The organism is Frigoribacterium sp. CFBP 8759, assembly GCF_014841655.1.
Taxonomy (GTDB): Bacteria; Actinomycetota; Actinomycetes; order Actinomycetales; family Microbacteriaceae; genus Frigoribacterium.
Genome location: NZ_JACYUH010000001.1, coordinates 602,265 through 616,590, shown reverse-complemented (window position 1 = coordinate 616,590; position 14,326 = coordinate 602,265). Strand labels below are relative to the sequence as shown.

Genomic DNA, 14,326 nt, shown 5'->3' with positions numbered 1-14,326 from the left:
GGAAGGCTCCTCATGCCCACGACCCGTACCGTCCTCGCCGCATTCGCCGTGGGCGCCATCGCCATCGGCACCCTCGCCGGCTGCGACTCGTCCTCGACCACCGCCTCCGGCTCCGCGTCCGGCGGCTCGACCTCGACCCGCCCGGCCCCCACCGACGTCCCCCAGGCCTGTGCCCCCGAGGGCGGCGGCACCCTGCAGCTCGGCATGGTCGACATCAACGAGCAGACCGCCTTCTTCACCCAGATGAACGAGGGCGTCCAGGACGTCGCCGACGAGGCCGGTGCCGACCTGCAGATCGTCAGCGGCGACAACGACAGCGCCACGCAGGTCTCGGGCGTCGAGAACCTCGTCGCCTCGGGGGTCGACGCGCTCATCGTCGACCCGGTCGACGCGACCGCGTTGATCCCGGCGCTCACCGCGGCGAAGGCGGCCGGCATCCCGGTCGTCGCGGCCGACGGTTCGGTCGAGGACGCCTCGGCGATCGACTCGTACGTGGGCACGGCGAACGAGGACGGCGGCGCCCAGCTCGGGAAGGCCTTCCTCGACATCACGGGTGGCGAGGGCGAGGTCGGCGTCGTCGGAGCGCTCAACAGCGCGATCCAGATCCAGCGCCAGAACGGCTTCACCGACGCGGTCGAGGCCGGCGGCATGACCATCGGCACGATCGTCGACGGCCAGAACGTCAACGAGGACGCCCAGGCGGCGGCCGAGAACCTGCTCACCGGCAACCCCGACCTCGAGTACATCTACGCCACGGGCGAGCCCGCGCTGAACGGCGCCATCGCCGCGGTGAAGAGCCAGGGCGCCCAGGACCGCGTCACGATCGTCGGCTGGGACCTCTCGCCCTCGGCCGTCGAGGGTCTGCAGGACGGCTACGTGAAGGCCGTCATCCAGCAGGACACCTTCGGCTTCGGCTACGAGGCCGCGAAGGCCGCGATCAACCTGGCCTGCGGCACCGCCGACGTGCCGACGACCGTCGACGTGCCGATCACGATCGTCACGCCCGACAACCTGGCCGACTTCTCGTACTACCTGGAGGGCTGATGACCGACGTCACCACCGGCGACCTGCTCGTCGAACTCGAGGGCATCCGCAAGTCGTACGGCGCCGTCGACGTCCTGCGCGGCGTCGACCTGCGCCTCGCGCGCGGCGAGGTGCTCGGCCTGGTCGGCGACAACGGCGCCGGCAAGTCCACCCTCATGAAGGTGCTCGCCGGTTCGGTCCAGCACGACGGCGGCCGCATCAGCATCAAGGGCAAGGAGGTGCGGTTCCAGTCCCCGAGCGACGCCCAGGCCGAGGACATCGGCATCGTCTACCAGGACCTCGCCCTCTGCGACAGCCTCAACGTCGCCGCCAACCTGTTTCTCGGCCACGAGCCTCGGGTCGGGCCCTTCCTCAAGGTCGGGGCGATGCACGCCGAGGCCACGGCCGTGCTCAAGGAGTTCGGCGTCCGCGTCACGTCCACGCACCAGCTGATCTCGCAGCTGTCGGGTGGTCAGCGCCAGTCCGTCGCCATCGCGCGCGCCGCGTCGGTCGACCCCGACGTGCTGATCCTCGACGAGCCGACCGCCGCCCTCGCCGTCACCGAGGTCGAGTCGGTGCTGCGCCTCATCAAGGAGGTCGCGGCCCGAGGGGTCGGCGTCATCCTGATCACCCACCGGCTGCAGGACCTCTTCCGGGTCTGCGACCGCATCACCGTCATGTACGAGGGGCGCAGCGTCAACGACGCCCGCATCGACGACCTCACCATCGAGTCGCTCGTCGACATGATCACCCGTGAAGGGAGCGCTGCCGCATGACCGCGACGACCTCTGACCCCACCCGCACCAACGGCCCCGAGCCGGGTCGCGGACACGGCTCCACCGACGTGCGCGAGCGCCGCTGGGAAGCCCTGCAACGCGTCAACAAGTCCACCCTGTTGATGCTCGTCGTGACGCTGGTCGTCATCGTCGTCTTCTCGGTGGCGACCCCGACCTTCCTCACCGGCACGAACCTGCGGAACGTCGCCGTGCAGGTCGCCCCCGCGGCGATCGTGGCCGTCGCGATGACCTTCGTCATCACGGCGGGCATGATCGACCTCTCGGTCGGGTCGACGCTCGCCCTCGTCTCGGTGATCGGGGCGGTCCTGCTGCGGGCCGGTCTCGAGTCGGTGCTGGTGATCGTCATCTGCCTGGCCGTCGGAGCCTTCTGCGGGTTGGTCAACGGCTGGTTCTCGAGTTACCAGGGCATCCCGTCGTTCATCGTCACGTTGGCCACCATGTCGATCGTGCGGGGCGTCGCCCTGCTGATCACGAAGGGCTACTCGATCGCCATCGGCTCGGGGCTGATCTTCGCCCAGGTCGGGCAGGGCCGGCTGTTCGGGCTCGGGTACCCGGCCTGGCTCGCGCTGATCATCGTCGGCGTCGGCATCGTGGGGCTGCAGCGCATGCGGTTCGGCCAGTACATCACCGGCATCGGCTCGAACGAGGAGTCGGTCCGCCGGGCGGGCGTCGACACCCGCTTCGTCAAGATGATGGCCCTCGTGCTCAGCGGCACGGCGGCCGGCGCGGCCGGCATCATCACCGCGGCCCGACTGGGGTCGGGCGACGCCAACTCGGGCGTCGACTTCGCCATGACGGTCATCACCGCCGTCGTGATCGGCGGCACGAACCTGCTGGGCGGCAAGGGCAGCGTCATCGGCACGGCGATCGGGGCGATCCTGACCGGCGTCATCACCAACGGCCTCACGTTGCTCGGCCTGAGCCCCTACATCGTGCCCATCGTGACCGGCAGCCTCCTGATCATCGTCATCTGGATCAACCTGCGGGGCGGCTCGTTCACCGACCTGGTGCGCAAGCGGGTGACCCGATGAGCCGCGTCGGAGGGTTCGGGGTCGAGACGACCACCGTCGTCGACGTGCAGACCGTCACCGGTCCCGTGCCGAGCGACCGGCTCGGCTACACGCTGCCGCACGAGCACCTGATCAACAGCATCGAGGAGGGCGGGCTCGAACCCGACCCCGACTTCCCCGAGCTGTTCGACGCCCCGGTCACTCCCGAGATCGCCTGGTTGCTGCGCGACCGTCCGCTCGCCTGCCGCGACAACTGCGTGCTCGACGGCGACGACGACGCGGTCGACGAGCTCGTCGCGTTCCGCGAGCTCGGCGGCAGCACGGTCGTCGAGCTGACCTCGGACGGACAGGGGCGCGACCCCCGCCGTCTCGCCGAGATCTCGCGCCGCAGCGGGGTCGCCGTCGTCACCGGCGGCGGCTGGTACCTCGAGCGGTTCCACCCCGAGGCCACGGGCCGCGACACCGTCGACGACCTGGCCTCGCGCCTGGTCGCGCAGTACCGGGCCGACCCGGCCGAGACCGGGGTGCCCCGGTCGGGCGTGATCGGCGAGATCGGCGTCTCGCCCGGGTTCACCGAGCGGGAGGAGCGTTCGCTGCGCGCGGCCTGCCGCCTGCAACGCGAGACCGGCCTGCCGATGTTCGTGCACCTGCCCGGCTTCGTCCGGCACGGCGGCCGCGTGCTCGACGTCGTGCTGCGCGACGAGGGCGTCGACCCCACGGCGGTCGTCCTCTGCCACATGGACCCGTCCGGCAGCGACCCCGACTACCAGCGCAGCCTCGCCGAGCGCGGGGTCTGGCTCGAGTTCGACATGATCGGCATGCCGTACCGCTTCTCCCTGCCCGGCGAAGGGCAGTCGCCGTCGCCGGTCGAGACGGCCACGGCCATCGCCCGTCTGGCCTCGGCCGGGTTCGGCCGCCGTCTGCTCTTCAGCCACGACCTCTTCCTCAAGAGCATGTTGCGCAAGCACGGCGGCAACGGCCTCTCGTACGTCCCCGCCGTGTTCCTCGACCGGCTGACCGACCTCGGCGTCGACGCCGAGATCGTGCACGGCGTCGGCACCCGCAACGTCCGCGACCTCTTCGAGGGCGCCGCCCTGACCCGCTGAGGGGCGACGACGCGGCACCGAGCCGCTCGCGCCTCCTCGTCCCGAACCGTCCCGTCACCACCGGAAGGCCCCACCATGTCCCGCATCCTCATCGCCGGCGAGAGCTGGATCACCGCGACCACCCACACCAAGGGCGTCGACGAGTTCACCGCCCACTCGTACACCGAGGGCGTCGCGCAGCTGCGCACGGCCCTGCAGGCCGGCGGCCACGAGGTCGTCCACCTGCCCGCCCACCTCGTCGCCACCGGCTTCCCCGAGACGCAGGAGGCGCTGGACGCCTACGACGTCGTGGTGCTGTCCGACATCGGCGTCAACTCGCTGCAGCTCGCGCCCGCCGTCTTCGAGAAGAGCATCCCGGGTCGGGACCGCGTCCGCGAGCTCGCCCGCTGGGTCGAGGCCGGAGGCGCGCTGCTGATGATCGGCGGCTACCTGTCGTTCTCGGGCTGGCAGGGTCGTGCGGGCTACGCCCGCACCGAGATCGCCGACGTGCTGCCGGTCGAGATGCTGATCGGGGACGACCGCGTCGAGCGCCCGGCCGGCGTCGTCGCCACCGTGCTCGACGCCGAGCACCCCGCCCTCGGCGGCGCGGGCACCGAGTGGCCGCTGCTGCTCGGCTACAACCGCACCGTCGTGAAGCCGGGCGCGGTCGAGCTCGCCCGCCTCGACGGCGACCCGCTCGTCGTCGTCGGCGAGGCCGGTGCGGGGCGCACGGCGGTCTTCACGAGCGACTGCTCGCCGCACTGGGCGCCGCCGGCGTTCTGCGAGGAGTGGGACGGCTACGCCCGGGTGTTCAACGGCATCGTGTCGTGGCTAACCGGCCGCTGACGGTGGCGGGCACGACCCGGCCCGAGGGCGTCGGCACGGGCCGGGCGGCGGCGCTGGTCGCCCGCTGCTCGGCCGAGCTGGACGCCTCGGCGTCGGTGCCGCTGCTGGCCCGGATGGCCGACGGCACGCTCGACGACCCCGCCTTCGGTCGCTACCTCGCGATCGAGCAGGCGTTCGTCCGGACGGCGGCCCGTCTCGCCGGCTACTGCCTCTGGCAGCAGCCGGAGTGGTCCCGCGCCGAGCGCCACGCCGAGGCCGTCGCCGACCTCGTCGGTCCGCAGAGCCGGTACTTCGAGCGGTTGCTCTCGACGCGACCGGTCGACGACGTGACCTCGACCGACCTGCTGCGCCGCGCCTCCGTCCTCGAGGGGGCGGTGACGGCGGCACTCGCCGAGGGCGGCTACGCCGGGGTCGTCACCAGCCTCGCCGCGGCCGAGACGCTCTACCTGCGGTGGTGCACGCGGGCGGTCGAGCGTGCCGTGCCCCGACCGGACGACGTGCAACGGTGGATCGAGCTGCACGTCACCGACGGCTTCCGCGCCCAGGTGGCCTTCTTGCACCAGCTGGTCGACGAGCTGCCCGCCGACGTGACCGACGCACGACTGGCCGCCTGGTTCGTCGGCATGCTGCGCGCCGAGGACGCGTTCCACGCGAGCGCCCTCGTCGAGGTGGCCGCGTGACCGGGCCCACTGTCGACCCGGTCGGCCCGGTCGCGATCGACCTGCGCGCCGTCGAGGCCCGTCTCGCCGCGGCCGGCATCGCCTCCGAACGGGTGGTCGTCGGAGCCGACGCCGTCGTGGTCGTCTCGTCCTACGGAGGCCGCGTCTACGGCCCCTTCTTCGCCGAGGGCGAGGCCGAGAACTGGCTGCCCGACGCGTTCACCGACGACGACGCGTTCGGCGCGTTGGTCGACTCGTGCGACTGGAACGTCGGCGGCGACCGGGTCTGGATCGGACCCGAGATCGCCTACATGATCCGCGACCGCAGCGACTACTGGGGCAGCTACGAGATGCCGCCGTCGCTCGACCCCGGCCGCCACGACCTCGGCCGCACGGGCGACCGCGTGACGCTGTCGCGGGTCGCCGAGCTCGAGGCGTTCACGGAGCCGACCGGGCTCGTGCGGGCCGACCTCACGCTCGTCGTGCGGCCGGCGGCCCACCCGCTGCGACACCTGCGCGGGGCGTCGGCCGGGGGCCCCGGCGGCGCACCGCTCGTCGACGCCGTCGAGTACGGCGGCTACGTGACGGAGGTGCGGCTCGGCATCACCTCGGACGGCGCGCACGAGGCCGAGTCGTGGATGCTCGACCAGGTGCGGGCGGGCGGCACGGCGTTCGTCGCGGCCGTGCCCGACACCCAGGTGACCGACTACTACGAGCCGGTCGGCGAGCTGCTCGCCGAGGTGCCCGGCGGCGTCGCCGTGTCGCTGACCGGTGCCGACCGCTTCAAGATCGGCTTCGCGGCACCGCACGTCACCGGACGCGTCGGGTACGTGCGCGCGGTCGGCGACCCGGCCGACGACCGTGCCGTGCTGTTCGTGCGTGGCAGCCACAGCGACCCGTCGGCCGAGTACTCGGAGGAGCCCGACCCGTCCCCGGGGGTCCGGGGCGACTCGCTGCACCTGTACGACGACGACGGCGGGCTCGGCGGGTTCGCCGAGATCGAGGCCCGGGGCACGCCCGTCCTCGGGCCGCGACCCGAGGCGGTCACCGACCGGTTCGCCAGCTGGTGGTTCCGGGGGAGGACGGACGACGTCGCCCGCGTGGCCCAGCACCTGCTCGGGGTGCCCGCCACGACGGTGGCGCAGGCCGCCCGGGGGGCCGCGCCGCGCCTCCTCGGTCCGTCGGCCGCGTCGTCGACCGCCACCACGACACCGTCACCGACCCCGACCCCAGAGCCGTTACCGAGAGGCACGACATGACCCACGACACCGACCCGGCCGCGGCGCAGCGCGCGGAACGCGCCTACGACGACCTCGTCGCCCTGGTCCAGCACGGCCCCCGGTTCCACGGCACCGCAGGGATCGCGGCCGCGGCCGACTGGCTCGAGCAGCGATTGACCGCGGTCGGGTGGCCGGTCGCCCGGCAGCCCGTGACGCTGCCCGGCTGGCAGCCGGGCAGCGTGCACCGGGTCGCGGTGCAGCAGCCGATCGCCCGTGAGCTGCCCGCCTGGCCGATGCTCTGGAGCGGGTCGACCGGCGGTCCGCGCCGGGGCACGGTCGAGGCCGTCGGCCCGCAGGGGCTCTGGGGCGACTCGATGGTCTGGCAGAAGTTCGTCGTGCGGGCGGACGACGGGGACGTCGTGGCCTACCTGCACGCGCGGGACGACGGACCCGCCGCGCCGCAGCCGCTGCCCTCCGGGTCGGACCACGACGTGGCCCACCTCGCGATCGGCCGCGTGGACGGTCTGCAGCTGACCGAGTGGATCGCCGACGGCAAGCCCGTCGAGGTCGAGATCGAGGCCGACGGCGGCCCGGTCGACGCCGCGACCAGCGACAACCTGGTCGTCGACGTGCCCGGCACGGGCGACGGGTCGGTGCTGCTCTGCGCGCACTACGACACGTTCTTCAACACGGTCGGCGCCTACGACAACGGCAGCGGCACGATCGCCCTGCTGCAGCTGGCCGAGCGGTGGGCGGCGGCCCCGCCGGTCTCGTCGGTCCGCCTCGTCTTCTTCACCGCCGAGGAGTGGCACCTGGGCGGGTCCCGGCACTTCGTCGACAGCGCCTCGTCCGACGAACTGGACGCCATCGACTACGTGCTCAACGTCGACGGGCTCGGGCGCGGATCGTTCGTCGAGGCGTTCGGCGCCCCCGAGGCGTTCTCGACGGCGTTCCGCGGGGCGCTGCTGCAGCACGCCGCGGACACCCGGCCCGACCTCGAGCTGGTCACCCGGTTCCCGCCGACGACCGGCACCGACGACGCGTCGTTCTACCGGGCGGGCGTGCCCAGCGCGTTCCTGACCTTCAACGACCTGCACCGCCTGCACCAGCCCGACGACGAACCGAACCGCGGCATCGCGGCGAACGTCGCGTGGACCGTGCCGCTCGTCGAGCACCTCGTGGCGACCCTGGCGCGACCGACGCGGGCCGCGCCTCCCGGGGTGTTGTAGACCAGCCGGCACGGCACCTCGTGGCGTCCCGGCGTGCCCGCGTGCCCGGTCGGCGGGCGGCGGGTGCCGGGCTCAGGCCACCGGCTCGGCGAAGACGATCCGGTTCTGGTCGTAGTGGCCCGAGCCGCGGTCGAAGACGCCGCCGCAGGTGATCAGCCGCAGCTGGTCGGTCGGCTGCGCCCCGAAGACGCGGGCGGTCGGGAACTCCGCCTTCGGCGCGTCGACGACCTCGGTGACGGCGTAGCCGACGACGTCCCCGTCGACCGTGGTCACGTCGACCCGGTCGCCGACGACGAGTTCGTCGAGGCGGGCGAAGACCGCGGGGCCCGACGCCGAGTCGACGTGGGCGGCGATCACGGTCGGCCCGCGCCCGCCGGGTCGGCCCCCGCCGGTGAACCACCCGACGTCGTCCGCGTCCACGGGTACCTCCATGGCGCCGTCGTCGGCGATGCCGAGATCGATCAGCGGGGCGTCCAGCCCGATGGCCGGCACCGAGACGGCCGCCGGAGCGACGCCCTCGCCGACCACCTCGCCGCTGCCGTCGACCCCGCCGCCGTCGACCCCGCCCACCGCAGGAGGTGCGGTGCCCGTCGCCGACGGAGCCGCGGTCGTCGAGGGGCTCGCCCCCGCCCCCGGGGCCGGCGTCACCGTCGGTGCGACCACCCCGGGTGACGCGCACCCGGCGAGGGCCAGCACGACGCCGACGGCGACCACCGGGCGGAGGGAGCGGAGCACGTCAGGCCCGGGCCGCGCGCTGACGACGGGTCAGGACGTACGCACCCGCACCGAGCAGGGCGAGGGCCCCGGCGCCACCGGCCGCGAGGCCGAGACCGCCGGCCGACGCGCTCTCGGCGGCCGCGCCTCCGAGTCCCGTGTCGACGCCACCGACGGGCACCTGCGTCAGCTGGCCGCGGACGACGCCGGCCGCGAACGTGGCCGTGTGCGAGTCGCCCGTGAAGCCGGCCGGGTTCGCCTCGAGCTGCTTCAGGCTGAAGCCGGTGCCCGTGTCGGCCCCGGCGGCGCTCATGACGCCGGTCGTGAAGGGCCCCTGCAGGCAGCCGCTGCTCGTGCGCGTGCCGTCACCGCGGTCGACCGGGTTCGGGAACGAGATGCGCGGCGGGCCGGCCTGGCCCTTCGCGGCCTCGTGGATGTGCGTCGCGGTCTTCGCCGGGCTCTGGTACTCGCCCGTGACGCCGCGCAGGGTGATGTCGTAGCAGATCACCTCGGTGTCGCTGTTGACGCGGAAGTCGAACGTGCCCGTGGCACCGGCCTCGCCCGGTGTGGCGACCCCGTCGTTGTTGATCACCTGGTCGGGCGTCGCCATGACCGTGTAGGCGCTGGTGAAGGTCGCGGGCTCGGGCACCTCGGTCTCGGCGAACGCGGGCGTCACGCCGAACAGGGTGACGGCGGTGGCGGCGGCGCCACCGATCGTCAGGGTGCGGATGGCGGTCTTCTTGGTCGTGCGCGTCATCTTCGGCATGCTCCGGGTCCTCTCGACGGGGCGGCGCCCGGGCGGGTGCCGCTCGACAGGGCCTACGTCGTCGGGCCTCGATGCGTTCACCAGGTGCCGAGAAAGTTTTCTCGACGGTGCGGTGAACGCCGGAGGCGCAGCGGACGTAGACCCCGTCGGCATCCGCGAACGGCGTGGATAGGCTGGAGGGCAGGCGGATGATCGCCGTCATGGGTCGCGCGGGGCCCGTCCCGGGCCGCGCCGCAGATCGGAGCCCGATGAGCGAGGGGTCGTCCGGTCTCGACGTCCGGGCCGCGTTCGTCGAACACGGCTCGTCGCTGCTCGGTTTCGCCGTCAACGCCCTCCGCGACCGGGCGCTCGCCGAGGACTGCGTGCAAGAGACCTTCGTGCGGGCCTGGCGCGCCCGCGACTCGTTCGACGCCGACCGCGGCAGCGTCCGCACCTGGCTGTTCGCGATCGAACGCCGCGTCGTGCTCGACGTGTACCGGGCACGCACGCGCACGCCGTCGGTCGTGCCGCTCGAGCACGCCCCCGACCCCGTGGCGACCGTCGCCGACCCGCTCGAGCGCCTGGGCATGGCCGAGGGGCTCGCCCGCCTGAGCGACGACCACCGGGCGGCCGTGGTGGCCGTCCACCTCGAGGGCCTGAGCTACCGCGAGGTCTCCGAGCGCACGGGCGTGCCCGTGGCGACCCTCCGCACCCGTGTGTTCCACGCGCTGCGTGCCCTCCGCACCCACCTCGACGACCAGGAGACGACCGATGACTGACCGCACGCCAGGGGTGGGGGCCGGTGACGGTGCCGGTGCCGGTGCCGGGGACGGCGGGGGCGCCGACGGTGTCGGGGGCGCCGACGCCCGTCGTGACGAGTTGACGGCCGCGGCGCTCGCGGACGACCTCTCGCCGGGCGAACGCGTCGAGTTCGACGCGTTGCGGGCCGCCGACCCGTCGATCGACGCCGAGTTGGCGGCGCTGGGCGTCGTCGTCGGAGGGCTCTCGGACTTCGGTCGTTGGGACGAGGTCGCCCCGAGCGACGGACTCCGCGAGCGCGTCGACGCCGTCGGACGGGCCGGAGACGACCCGGCCGTGGGGCGGGCGACCGATGACGGCATCGCCTCGGACGTCGGCACCGCCTCGGGCGTCGGCACCGCCTCCGATGCCGGCATCCTGTCCGGCGCCGGCACGATGGGGGTCGACCCGACGGTCCCGCGCATCGGTCCCCACGTCGCCACCGCCCGCTCGGGCCGGGGCCGTCGCCCGCTGCTGATCGCCGTCGCCGCCGCCGCGTGCCTGGCGATCGGGGCCGGGGGCGGAGTCCTCCTCGCGATGCCTCGCGACACGGTGGTGGCCGGCCCGGCCGGCACCCTCGGTGCCGTCGAGCACGTGGACTTCGTCGGTCAGCCGGCCGGGGTCGACCTCGACGGAGACCTCGTCGCCCACACCTGGGGCACCGAGACCGTCCTCAGCATCGACGGCCTGCCGACGGGCTCGGCGTTCACGGTCGTGGTGGTCGGGGGCGACGGGCGTGAGTACGAGTCCGGTGCGTTCCTCGGGTCGGACGTGCGCGTCGACTGTCGGTTGAACGCGGCCGTGCTGCGGCCCGACGTGGCGTCCGTCGAGATCCGTGCCGCGGACGGCCACGACATCGCCGTCGCGTCGGTGCCCCCGGTCGCGAGTTGAGCCGAGTCCTGGGCTCGGGCACGGGTGGCCGAGAGGTCCGACGTGCCGCTCCACCCTGGACCTGAGCCACACGTCGTGACGTCTCGGCAGGGTCAGACGATGGTCAAGGAGGCGCGGGTCGCCTCGATCGTCGCGAGCAGCGACCTCGAGTCGGCCAGCGAGTGCAGAGGCGAGTCGCGCAGCCCGGCATCGACGTAGGACGCCAGGGCCGTCGCCTGGTAGGCCAAGCCCTCGCGGCCGGTCGGGACGGACGGGTCGCTCCAGACGGCCGAGCCGCTGCCCGTGGTCAGCTCGAACGTCGCGGGGAAGACCAGGTTCTGCAGGGTGCGGATCGAGCCGGTCGTGCCCGAGATCGTGCCGAGCCCGGGCGAGGTCGTGAGCAGGCTGGTCGCCGCGGTGGCCAGCACCCCGTCGGCCGTGCGGGTGACGACGGCCGCGTCGAGGTCGACGCCGTCGGCCCGGGTCGAGCCGGTGGCGTGCCACTCGACGGGGTGACCGGTGGCGAACTGGGTGAACCAGAAGGCGTAGACGCCGATGTCGAGCAGGGCGCCGCCGCCGAGGGCCGGGTCCGTCATGCGTCCGCCGGCCGAGAGGTCGTTCGCCCAGGCGACGTCGGCGGTCGCCAGTCGCACGTCTCCGATCGCCCCCTCGGCGAGCAGTTCGGCGATGACGGTGGTGTGCGGCAGGTACCGCGTCCAGAGCGCCTCCATCGCGAGGACCCCCGCGGCGCTCGCCGCAGCCACGATCTCGTCGGCTTCGGCGGTGCTGGTCGCCATCGGCTTCTCGATCAGGACGTGCTTCCCGCCACGGATCGCGGTCAGGGCGTCGGGCAGGTGCCGGGTGTGGGGCGTGGCCACGTAGACGACGTCGACGTCGGGGGACGCGACCAGCGCCTCCGCGTCCCCGTGGGCGGTGTCGACGCCGTGGGCGCGGGCGAACGCCTCGGCCCGGTCGAGGCTGCGCGAGGCCACGGCGACCACCCGCTGGTCGGTGTGCGCGTGCAGGGCGTCGGTGAAGTCGCCGGCGATCTCGCCCGGGCCGATCACGCCCCAGCGGAGGACCGGCCCGCCCCGCAACGGGACGGCCGTTGAAGCGGGCAAGCTCGGGGTGCTCTGGGTGCTCGGGGTCTGCAGGGACATGCGTTCTCCTCGGGGTCACGTCGTCGTGGGTGCATCCATCTTCGCGGGTGCGGGTGCGGGTGCGGGTGTGGGTGTGGGTGTGGGTGCGGGCGGCTGCCAGTGTGCGGCTGCGGGTGTCTGACGGTCGCCCCTCGCCCTCACTCGTGTTCGGCGAACCGCCCGATGCCGATCACGTCGAGCAAGCGCAGCTTGGCGTCGTCGTCGGACCCGGGCGTCGCCGTCAGCACGAGGAGCGTCTGCGACTGGTCCTCGGTGAAGAGGGCCTGGCAGTCCACCTCGATGCGGCCGAGCTCGGGATGCAACAGCGTCTTGCGGTCGTCGAAACGTTGGTGGACCGCGTGACGGCTCCAGATCGTCGCGAACTCGTCGCTCGAGGCGAGCAGCGCCTCCACCAGTTCGCGCGGTCGCCCGCGGCCGCCCGCCAGGCTGAGCGCCGCCCGCAGCCCGGACGCCTGCAGCTCGAGTTGGTGCGCGTGGTCCTCGACCGGGTAGGAGGCGCGCTCGGCCGGGTCGGTGAACCACCGGTGGAACGCGCTGCGGTCGAGACCCTCGTGCCTCATCTGGTCGCCGAGCAGGGCGACCGCGAGCCGGTTCTGCGCGAGCGTCTCGGCCAGGTCGCTGAGGACGAGCGCGGGGGTGTCGTCCAGACGGTCGAGCACCCGCAGCAGGGCGGGACTGACGTGGTCGCCGCCGCGTGTGCGGCGCGGCGGGTGGTGACCGGTCAGGCGGTAGAGATGGTCGCGCTCGTCGAGGCTCAGCCGCAGCGCCCGGGTGAGCGCGACCAGCATCTGCTCGGACGGCTGGGGGCCGCGCTGCTGCTCGAGCCGCGCGTAGTAGTCGGTCGACATGCCGACGAGCCCCGCCACCTCTTCACGACGCAGTCCCGCGGTTCGCCGACGCACGCCCTCGGGCAGCCCGACGTCGGACGGCCGGAGCGCCTCGCGGCGGTGGCGGAGGAAGTCGGCGAGTTCGGCGCGGTCCATCGCCCCATGCTGTCAGCCCCGTCGCTCGCCGACCAGGGAGTGGCGATCCCTGGACGAGCGCTCTCTGCCGCCTCGCGCCTCCCCGGGTCAGAGTGGGGTCGTCGCCCCGACCACCCTCGGCGCGGCGACGACCACCGGCCGCGCCGAGCGCGGCACACCCGAAGGAGCAACCGTGAAGATCAGCGGCAACACCGTGTTCATCCCCGGAGCCACGTCCGGCATCGGCCTGGGCCTCGCCCGGCGCCTGCAGGCCGCCGGCAACACCGTCGTCGTGGCGGGCCGACGCCGGGCCCTGCTCGACCAGATCGTCCGCGACCACCCGGGCCTCGAGGCCGTCGAGCTCGACACCACCGACCCGCAGGCCGTCGTCGACGTCTCGGCCGAGGTGCAACGCCGCTGGCCCGAGACCAACGTCGTGGTCGCGATGGCCGGCATCATGCAGACCGAGGACGTCACGACAGGTGAGTTCCTCCCGACCGCCGAGGCGATCGTCACGACGAACCTGCTCGGGCCGATCCGCCTGATCGCCGCGTGGACGTCGTTCCTGCAGTCACGGCCGGCGGCGTCGATCGTGACCGTGTCGTCCGGGCTCGCGAGCGTGCCGCTGCCGATCACGCCGACCTACAACGCGACCAAGGCGGCGATCCACTCGTTCAGCGAGGGCATCCGCGTGCAGCTCGCCGGCACGAGCGTCCAGGTCGTCGAACTCGTGCCGCCGGCCGTGCAGACCACCCTGCTCGGCCAGCAGGACGACCCGTCGGCCATGCCGCTCGACGAGTACCTCGACGAGACCATGGCGCTGCTCGAGGCCCAGCCCGACGCCCACGAGATCCTGGTCGAGCGGGTCAAGTTCCTGCGCAACGCCGAGGCCGAGGGGCGCTACGACGAGGTGCTGGCGCGGCTCAGCGGTCACTGAGGCGGGCTGGGGGCCGCACCCTAGGCTGGGTGGATGAGCACATGGGGTGACTGGGGTCCGGCGGTGGTGGCGATCGTCGTGGCGGTCGTGTACCTCGTGATCGTCGTCAGCATCGTGCGTGCCGTCCGACGGCGTGCCGACACGACGCAGCTCGAGCGCACGGTCTGGACGGTCGCCGCCGTCTTCTTCCCGCTCGGTGCCGGTGCGGTCTGGCTGCTGCTCGGGCCGCACCCGCTCGGGCTGCGCATCGACCACGAGCACGACTGAGCCG

16 protein-coding genes are annotated in these 14,326 nt (G+C 73.4%); 12 read left to right on the top strand and 4 right to left on the bottom strand.

Annotation, left to right across the window (positions count from 1 at the left end; genetic code table 11):
- The first annotated feature begins 12 nt into the window (after positions 1 to 12).
- From IFT79_RS02855 to IFT79_RS02820, 8 genes are all read left to right on the top strand, one after another.
- On the top strand, positions 13 to 1,044 hold the full coding sequence (locus IFT79_RS02855; protein ID WP_123571672.1) for a substrate-binding domain-containing protein: 1,032 nt from the start codon (positions 13 to 15) through the stop codon (positions 1,042 to 1,044).
- Positions 1,044 to 1,799 carry an ATP-binding cassette domain-containing protein gene (locus IFT79_RS02850; RefSeq protein ID WP_192122858.1) on the top strand — a complete coding sequence of 252 codons (756 nt, stop codon included), beginning with the start codon at positions 1,044 to 1,046 and terminating at the stop codon, positions 1,797 to 1,799. Before IFT79_RS02855 ends, IFT79_RS02850 begins: the two co-directional genes overlap by 1 nt.
- Entirely contained in the window at positions 1,796 to 2,851 is a 1,056-nt protein-coding gene (locus IFT79_RS02845; RefSeq protein ID WP_192122857.1) for an ABC transporter permease, read from the top strand. The genes IFT79_RS02850 and IFT79_RS02845 overlap by 4 nt, the downstream gene beginning before the upstream one ends.
- The gene (locus IFT79_RS02840) at positions 2,848 to 3,936 is read left to right on the top strand and encodes a phosphotriesterase family protein (protein ID WP_159827359.1); all 1,089 of its coding nucleotides are present in this window, start codon (positions 2,848 to 2,850) and stop codon (positions 3,934 to 3,936) included. The genes IFT79_RS02845 and IFT79_RS02840 overlap by 4 nt, the downstream gene beginning before the upstream one ends.
- Before the next feature lie 75 nt (positions 3,937 to 4,011).
- Entirely contained in the window at positions 4,012 to 4,761 is a 750-nt protein-coding gene (locus IFT79_RS02835) for a glutamine amidotransferase (RefSeq protein WP_056043001.1), read from the top strand.
- On the top strand, positions 4,743 to 5,441 hold the full coding sequence (locus IFT79_RS02830) for a TenA family protein (protein WP_192122856.1): 699 nt from the start codon (positions 4,743 to 4,745) through the stop codon (positions 5,439 to 5,441). Before IFT79_RS02835 ends, IFT79_RS02830 begins: the two co-directional genes overlap by 19 nt.
- Positions 5,438 to 6,679: a hypothetical protein gene (locus IFT79_RS02825; RefSeq protein ID WP_192122855.1), complete on the top strand. Its 1,242-nt coding sequence runs from the start codon at positions 5,438 to 5,440 to the stop codon at positions 6,677 to 6,679. Before IFT79_RS02830 ends, IFT79_RS02825 begins: the two co-directional genes overlap by 4 nt.
- The gene (locus IFT79_RS02820) at positions 6,676 to 7,869 is read left to right on the top strand and encodes a M28 family metallopeptidase (protein WP_192122854.1); all 1,194 of its coding nucleotides are present in this window, start codon (positions 6,676 to 6,678) and stop codon (positions 7,867 to 7,869) included. Before IFT79_RS02825 ends, IFT79_RS02820 begins: the two co-directional genes overlap by 4 nt.
- A gap of 72 nt (positions 7,870 to 7,941) precedes the next feature.
- Here the strand turns inward: IFT79_RS02820 and IFT79_RS02815 are convergent, their stop codons facing one another.
- A complete protein-coding gene (locus IFT79_RS02815) occupies positions 7,942 to 8,604 on the bottom strand; it encodes a class F sortase (protein ID WP_056042989.1) in 663 nt (220 codons plus the stop codon).
- 1 nt (position 8,605) lies between these two features.
- Positions 8,606 to 9,349: a CHRD domain-containing protein gene (locus IFT79_RS02810; protein ID WP_233568501.1), complete on the bottom strand. Its 744-nt coding sequence runs from the start codon at positions 9,347 to 9,349 to the stop codon at positions 8,606 to 8,608.
- A gap of 248 nt (positions 9,350 to 9,597) precedes the next feature.
- Between IFT79_RS02810 and IFT79_RS02805 the strand changes: the two genes are divergently transcribed.
- Positions 9,598 to 10,107: an RNA polymerase sigma factor gene (locus IFT79_RS02805; RefSeq protein ID WP_043594763.1), complete on the top strand. Its 510-nt coding sequence runs from the start codon at positions 9,598 to 9,600 to the stop codon at positions 10,105 to 10,107.
- The gene (locus tag IFT79_RS02800) at positions 10,100 to 11,017 is read left to right on the top strand and encodes a hypothetical protein (protein WP_192122853.1); all 918 of its coding nucleotides are present in this window, start codon (positions 10,100 to 10,102) and stop codon (positions 11,015 to 11,017) included. The genes IFT79_RS02805 and IFT79_RS02800 overlap by 8 nt, the downstream gene beginning before the upstream one ends.
- A 92-nt stretch (positions 11,018 to 11,109) precedes the next feature.
- Here the strand turns inward: IFT79_RS02800 and IFT79_RS02795 are convergent, their stop codons facing one another.
- Positions 11,110 to 12,156: a Gfo/Idh/MocA family protein gene (locus tag IFT79_RS02795; protein WP_192122852.1), complete on the bottom strand. Its 1,047-nt coding sequence runs from the start codon at positions 12,154 to 12,156 to the stop codon at positions 11,110 to 11,112.
- A 137-nt stretch (positions 12,157 to 12,293) separates the two neighbouring features.
- On the bottom strand, positions 12,294 to 13,139 hold the full coding sequence (locus tag IFT79_RS02790; protein WP_056042983.1) for a helix-turn-helix transcriptional regulator: 846 nt from the start codon (positions 13,137 to 13,139) through the stop codon (positions 12,294 to 12,296).
- Between the two features lie 172 nt (positions 13,140 to 13,311).
- Here IFT79_RS02790 and IFT79_RS02785 point away from each other — a divergent pair, with 172 nt between their 5' ends.
- Both IFT79_RS02785 and IFT79_RS02780 read left to right on the top strand, forming a co-directional pair.
- Positions 13,312 to 14,055, top strand: a complete 744-nt coding sequence (locus IFT79_RS02785) for an SDR family NAD(P)-dependent oxidoreductase (RefSeq protein ID WP_192122851.1) — start codon at positions 13,312 to 13,314, stop codon at positions 14,053 to 14,055.
- A 33-nt stretch (positions 14,056 to 14,088) separates the two neighbouring features.
- Positions 14,089 to 14,322, top strand: coding sequence for a PLDc N-terminal domain-containing protein (locus IFT79_RS02780; RefSeq protein WP_192122850.1), 234 nt, complete (start codon positions 14,089 to 14,091; stop codon positions 14,320 to 14,322).
- Positions 14,323 to 14,326 lie beyond the last annotated feature (4 nt).

Bases quoted from the DNA above. Each gene is read 5' to 3' on its own strand.
- IFT79_RS02835 (WP_056043001.1), top strand. From the start codon at position 4,012: ATGTCCCGCATCCTCATCGCCGGCGAGAGCTGGATCACCGCGACCACC.
- IFT79_RS02805 (WP_043594763.1), top strand. From the start codon at position 9,598: ATGAGCGAGGGGTCGTCCGGTCTCGACGTCCGGGCCGCGTTCGTCGAA.
- IFT79_RS02800 (WP_192122853.1), top strand. From the start codon at position 10,100: ATGACTGACCGCACGCCAGGGGTGGGGGCCGGTGACGGTGCCGGTGCC.
- IFT79_RS02845 (WP_192122857.1), top strand. From the start codon at position 1,796: ATGACCGCGACGACCTCTGACCCCACCCGCACCAACGGCCCCGAGCCG.
- IFT79_RS02810 (WP_233568501.1), bottom strand. From the start codon at position 9,349: ATGCCGAAGATGACGCGCACGACCAAGAAGACCGCCATCCGCACCCTG.
- IFT79_RS02855 (WP_123571672.1), top strand. From the start codon at position 13: ATGCCCACGACCCGTACCGTCCTCGCCGCATTCGCCGTGGGCGCCATC.
- IFT79_RS02840 (WP_159827359.1), top strand. From the start codon at position 2,848: ATGAGCCGCGTCGGAGGGTTCGGGGTCGAGACGACCACCGTCGTCGAC.
- IFT79_RS02795 (WP_192122852.1), bottom strand. From the start codon at position 12,156: ATGTCCCTGCAGACCCCGAGCACCCAGAGCACCCCGAGCTTGCCCGCT.
- IFT79_RS02820 (WP_192122854.1), top strand. From the start codon at position 6,676: ATGACCCACGACACCGACCCGGCCGCGGCGCAGCGCGCGGAACGCGCC.
- IFT79_RS02850 (WP_192122858.1), top strand. From the start codon at position 1,044: ATGACCGACGTCACCACCGGCGACCTGCTCGTCGAACTCGAGGGCATC.
- IFT79_RS02790 (WP_056042983.1), bottom strand. From the start codon at position 13,139: ATGGACCGCGCCGAACTCGCCGACTTCCTCCGCCACCGCCGCGAGGCG.
- IFT79_RS02780 (WP_192122850.1), top strand. From the start codon at position 14,089: ATGAGCACATGGGGTGACTGGGGTCCGGCGGTGGTGGCGATCGTCGTG.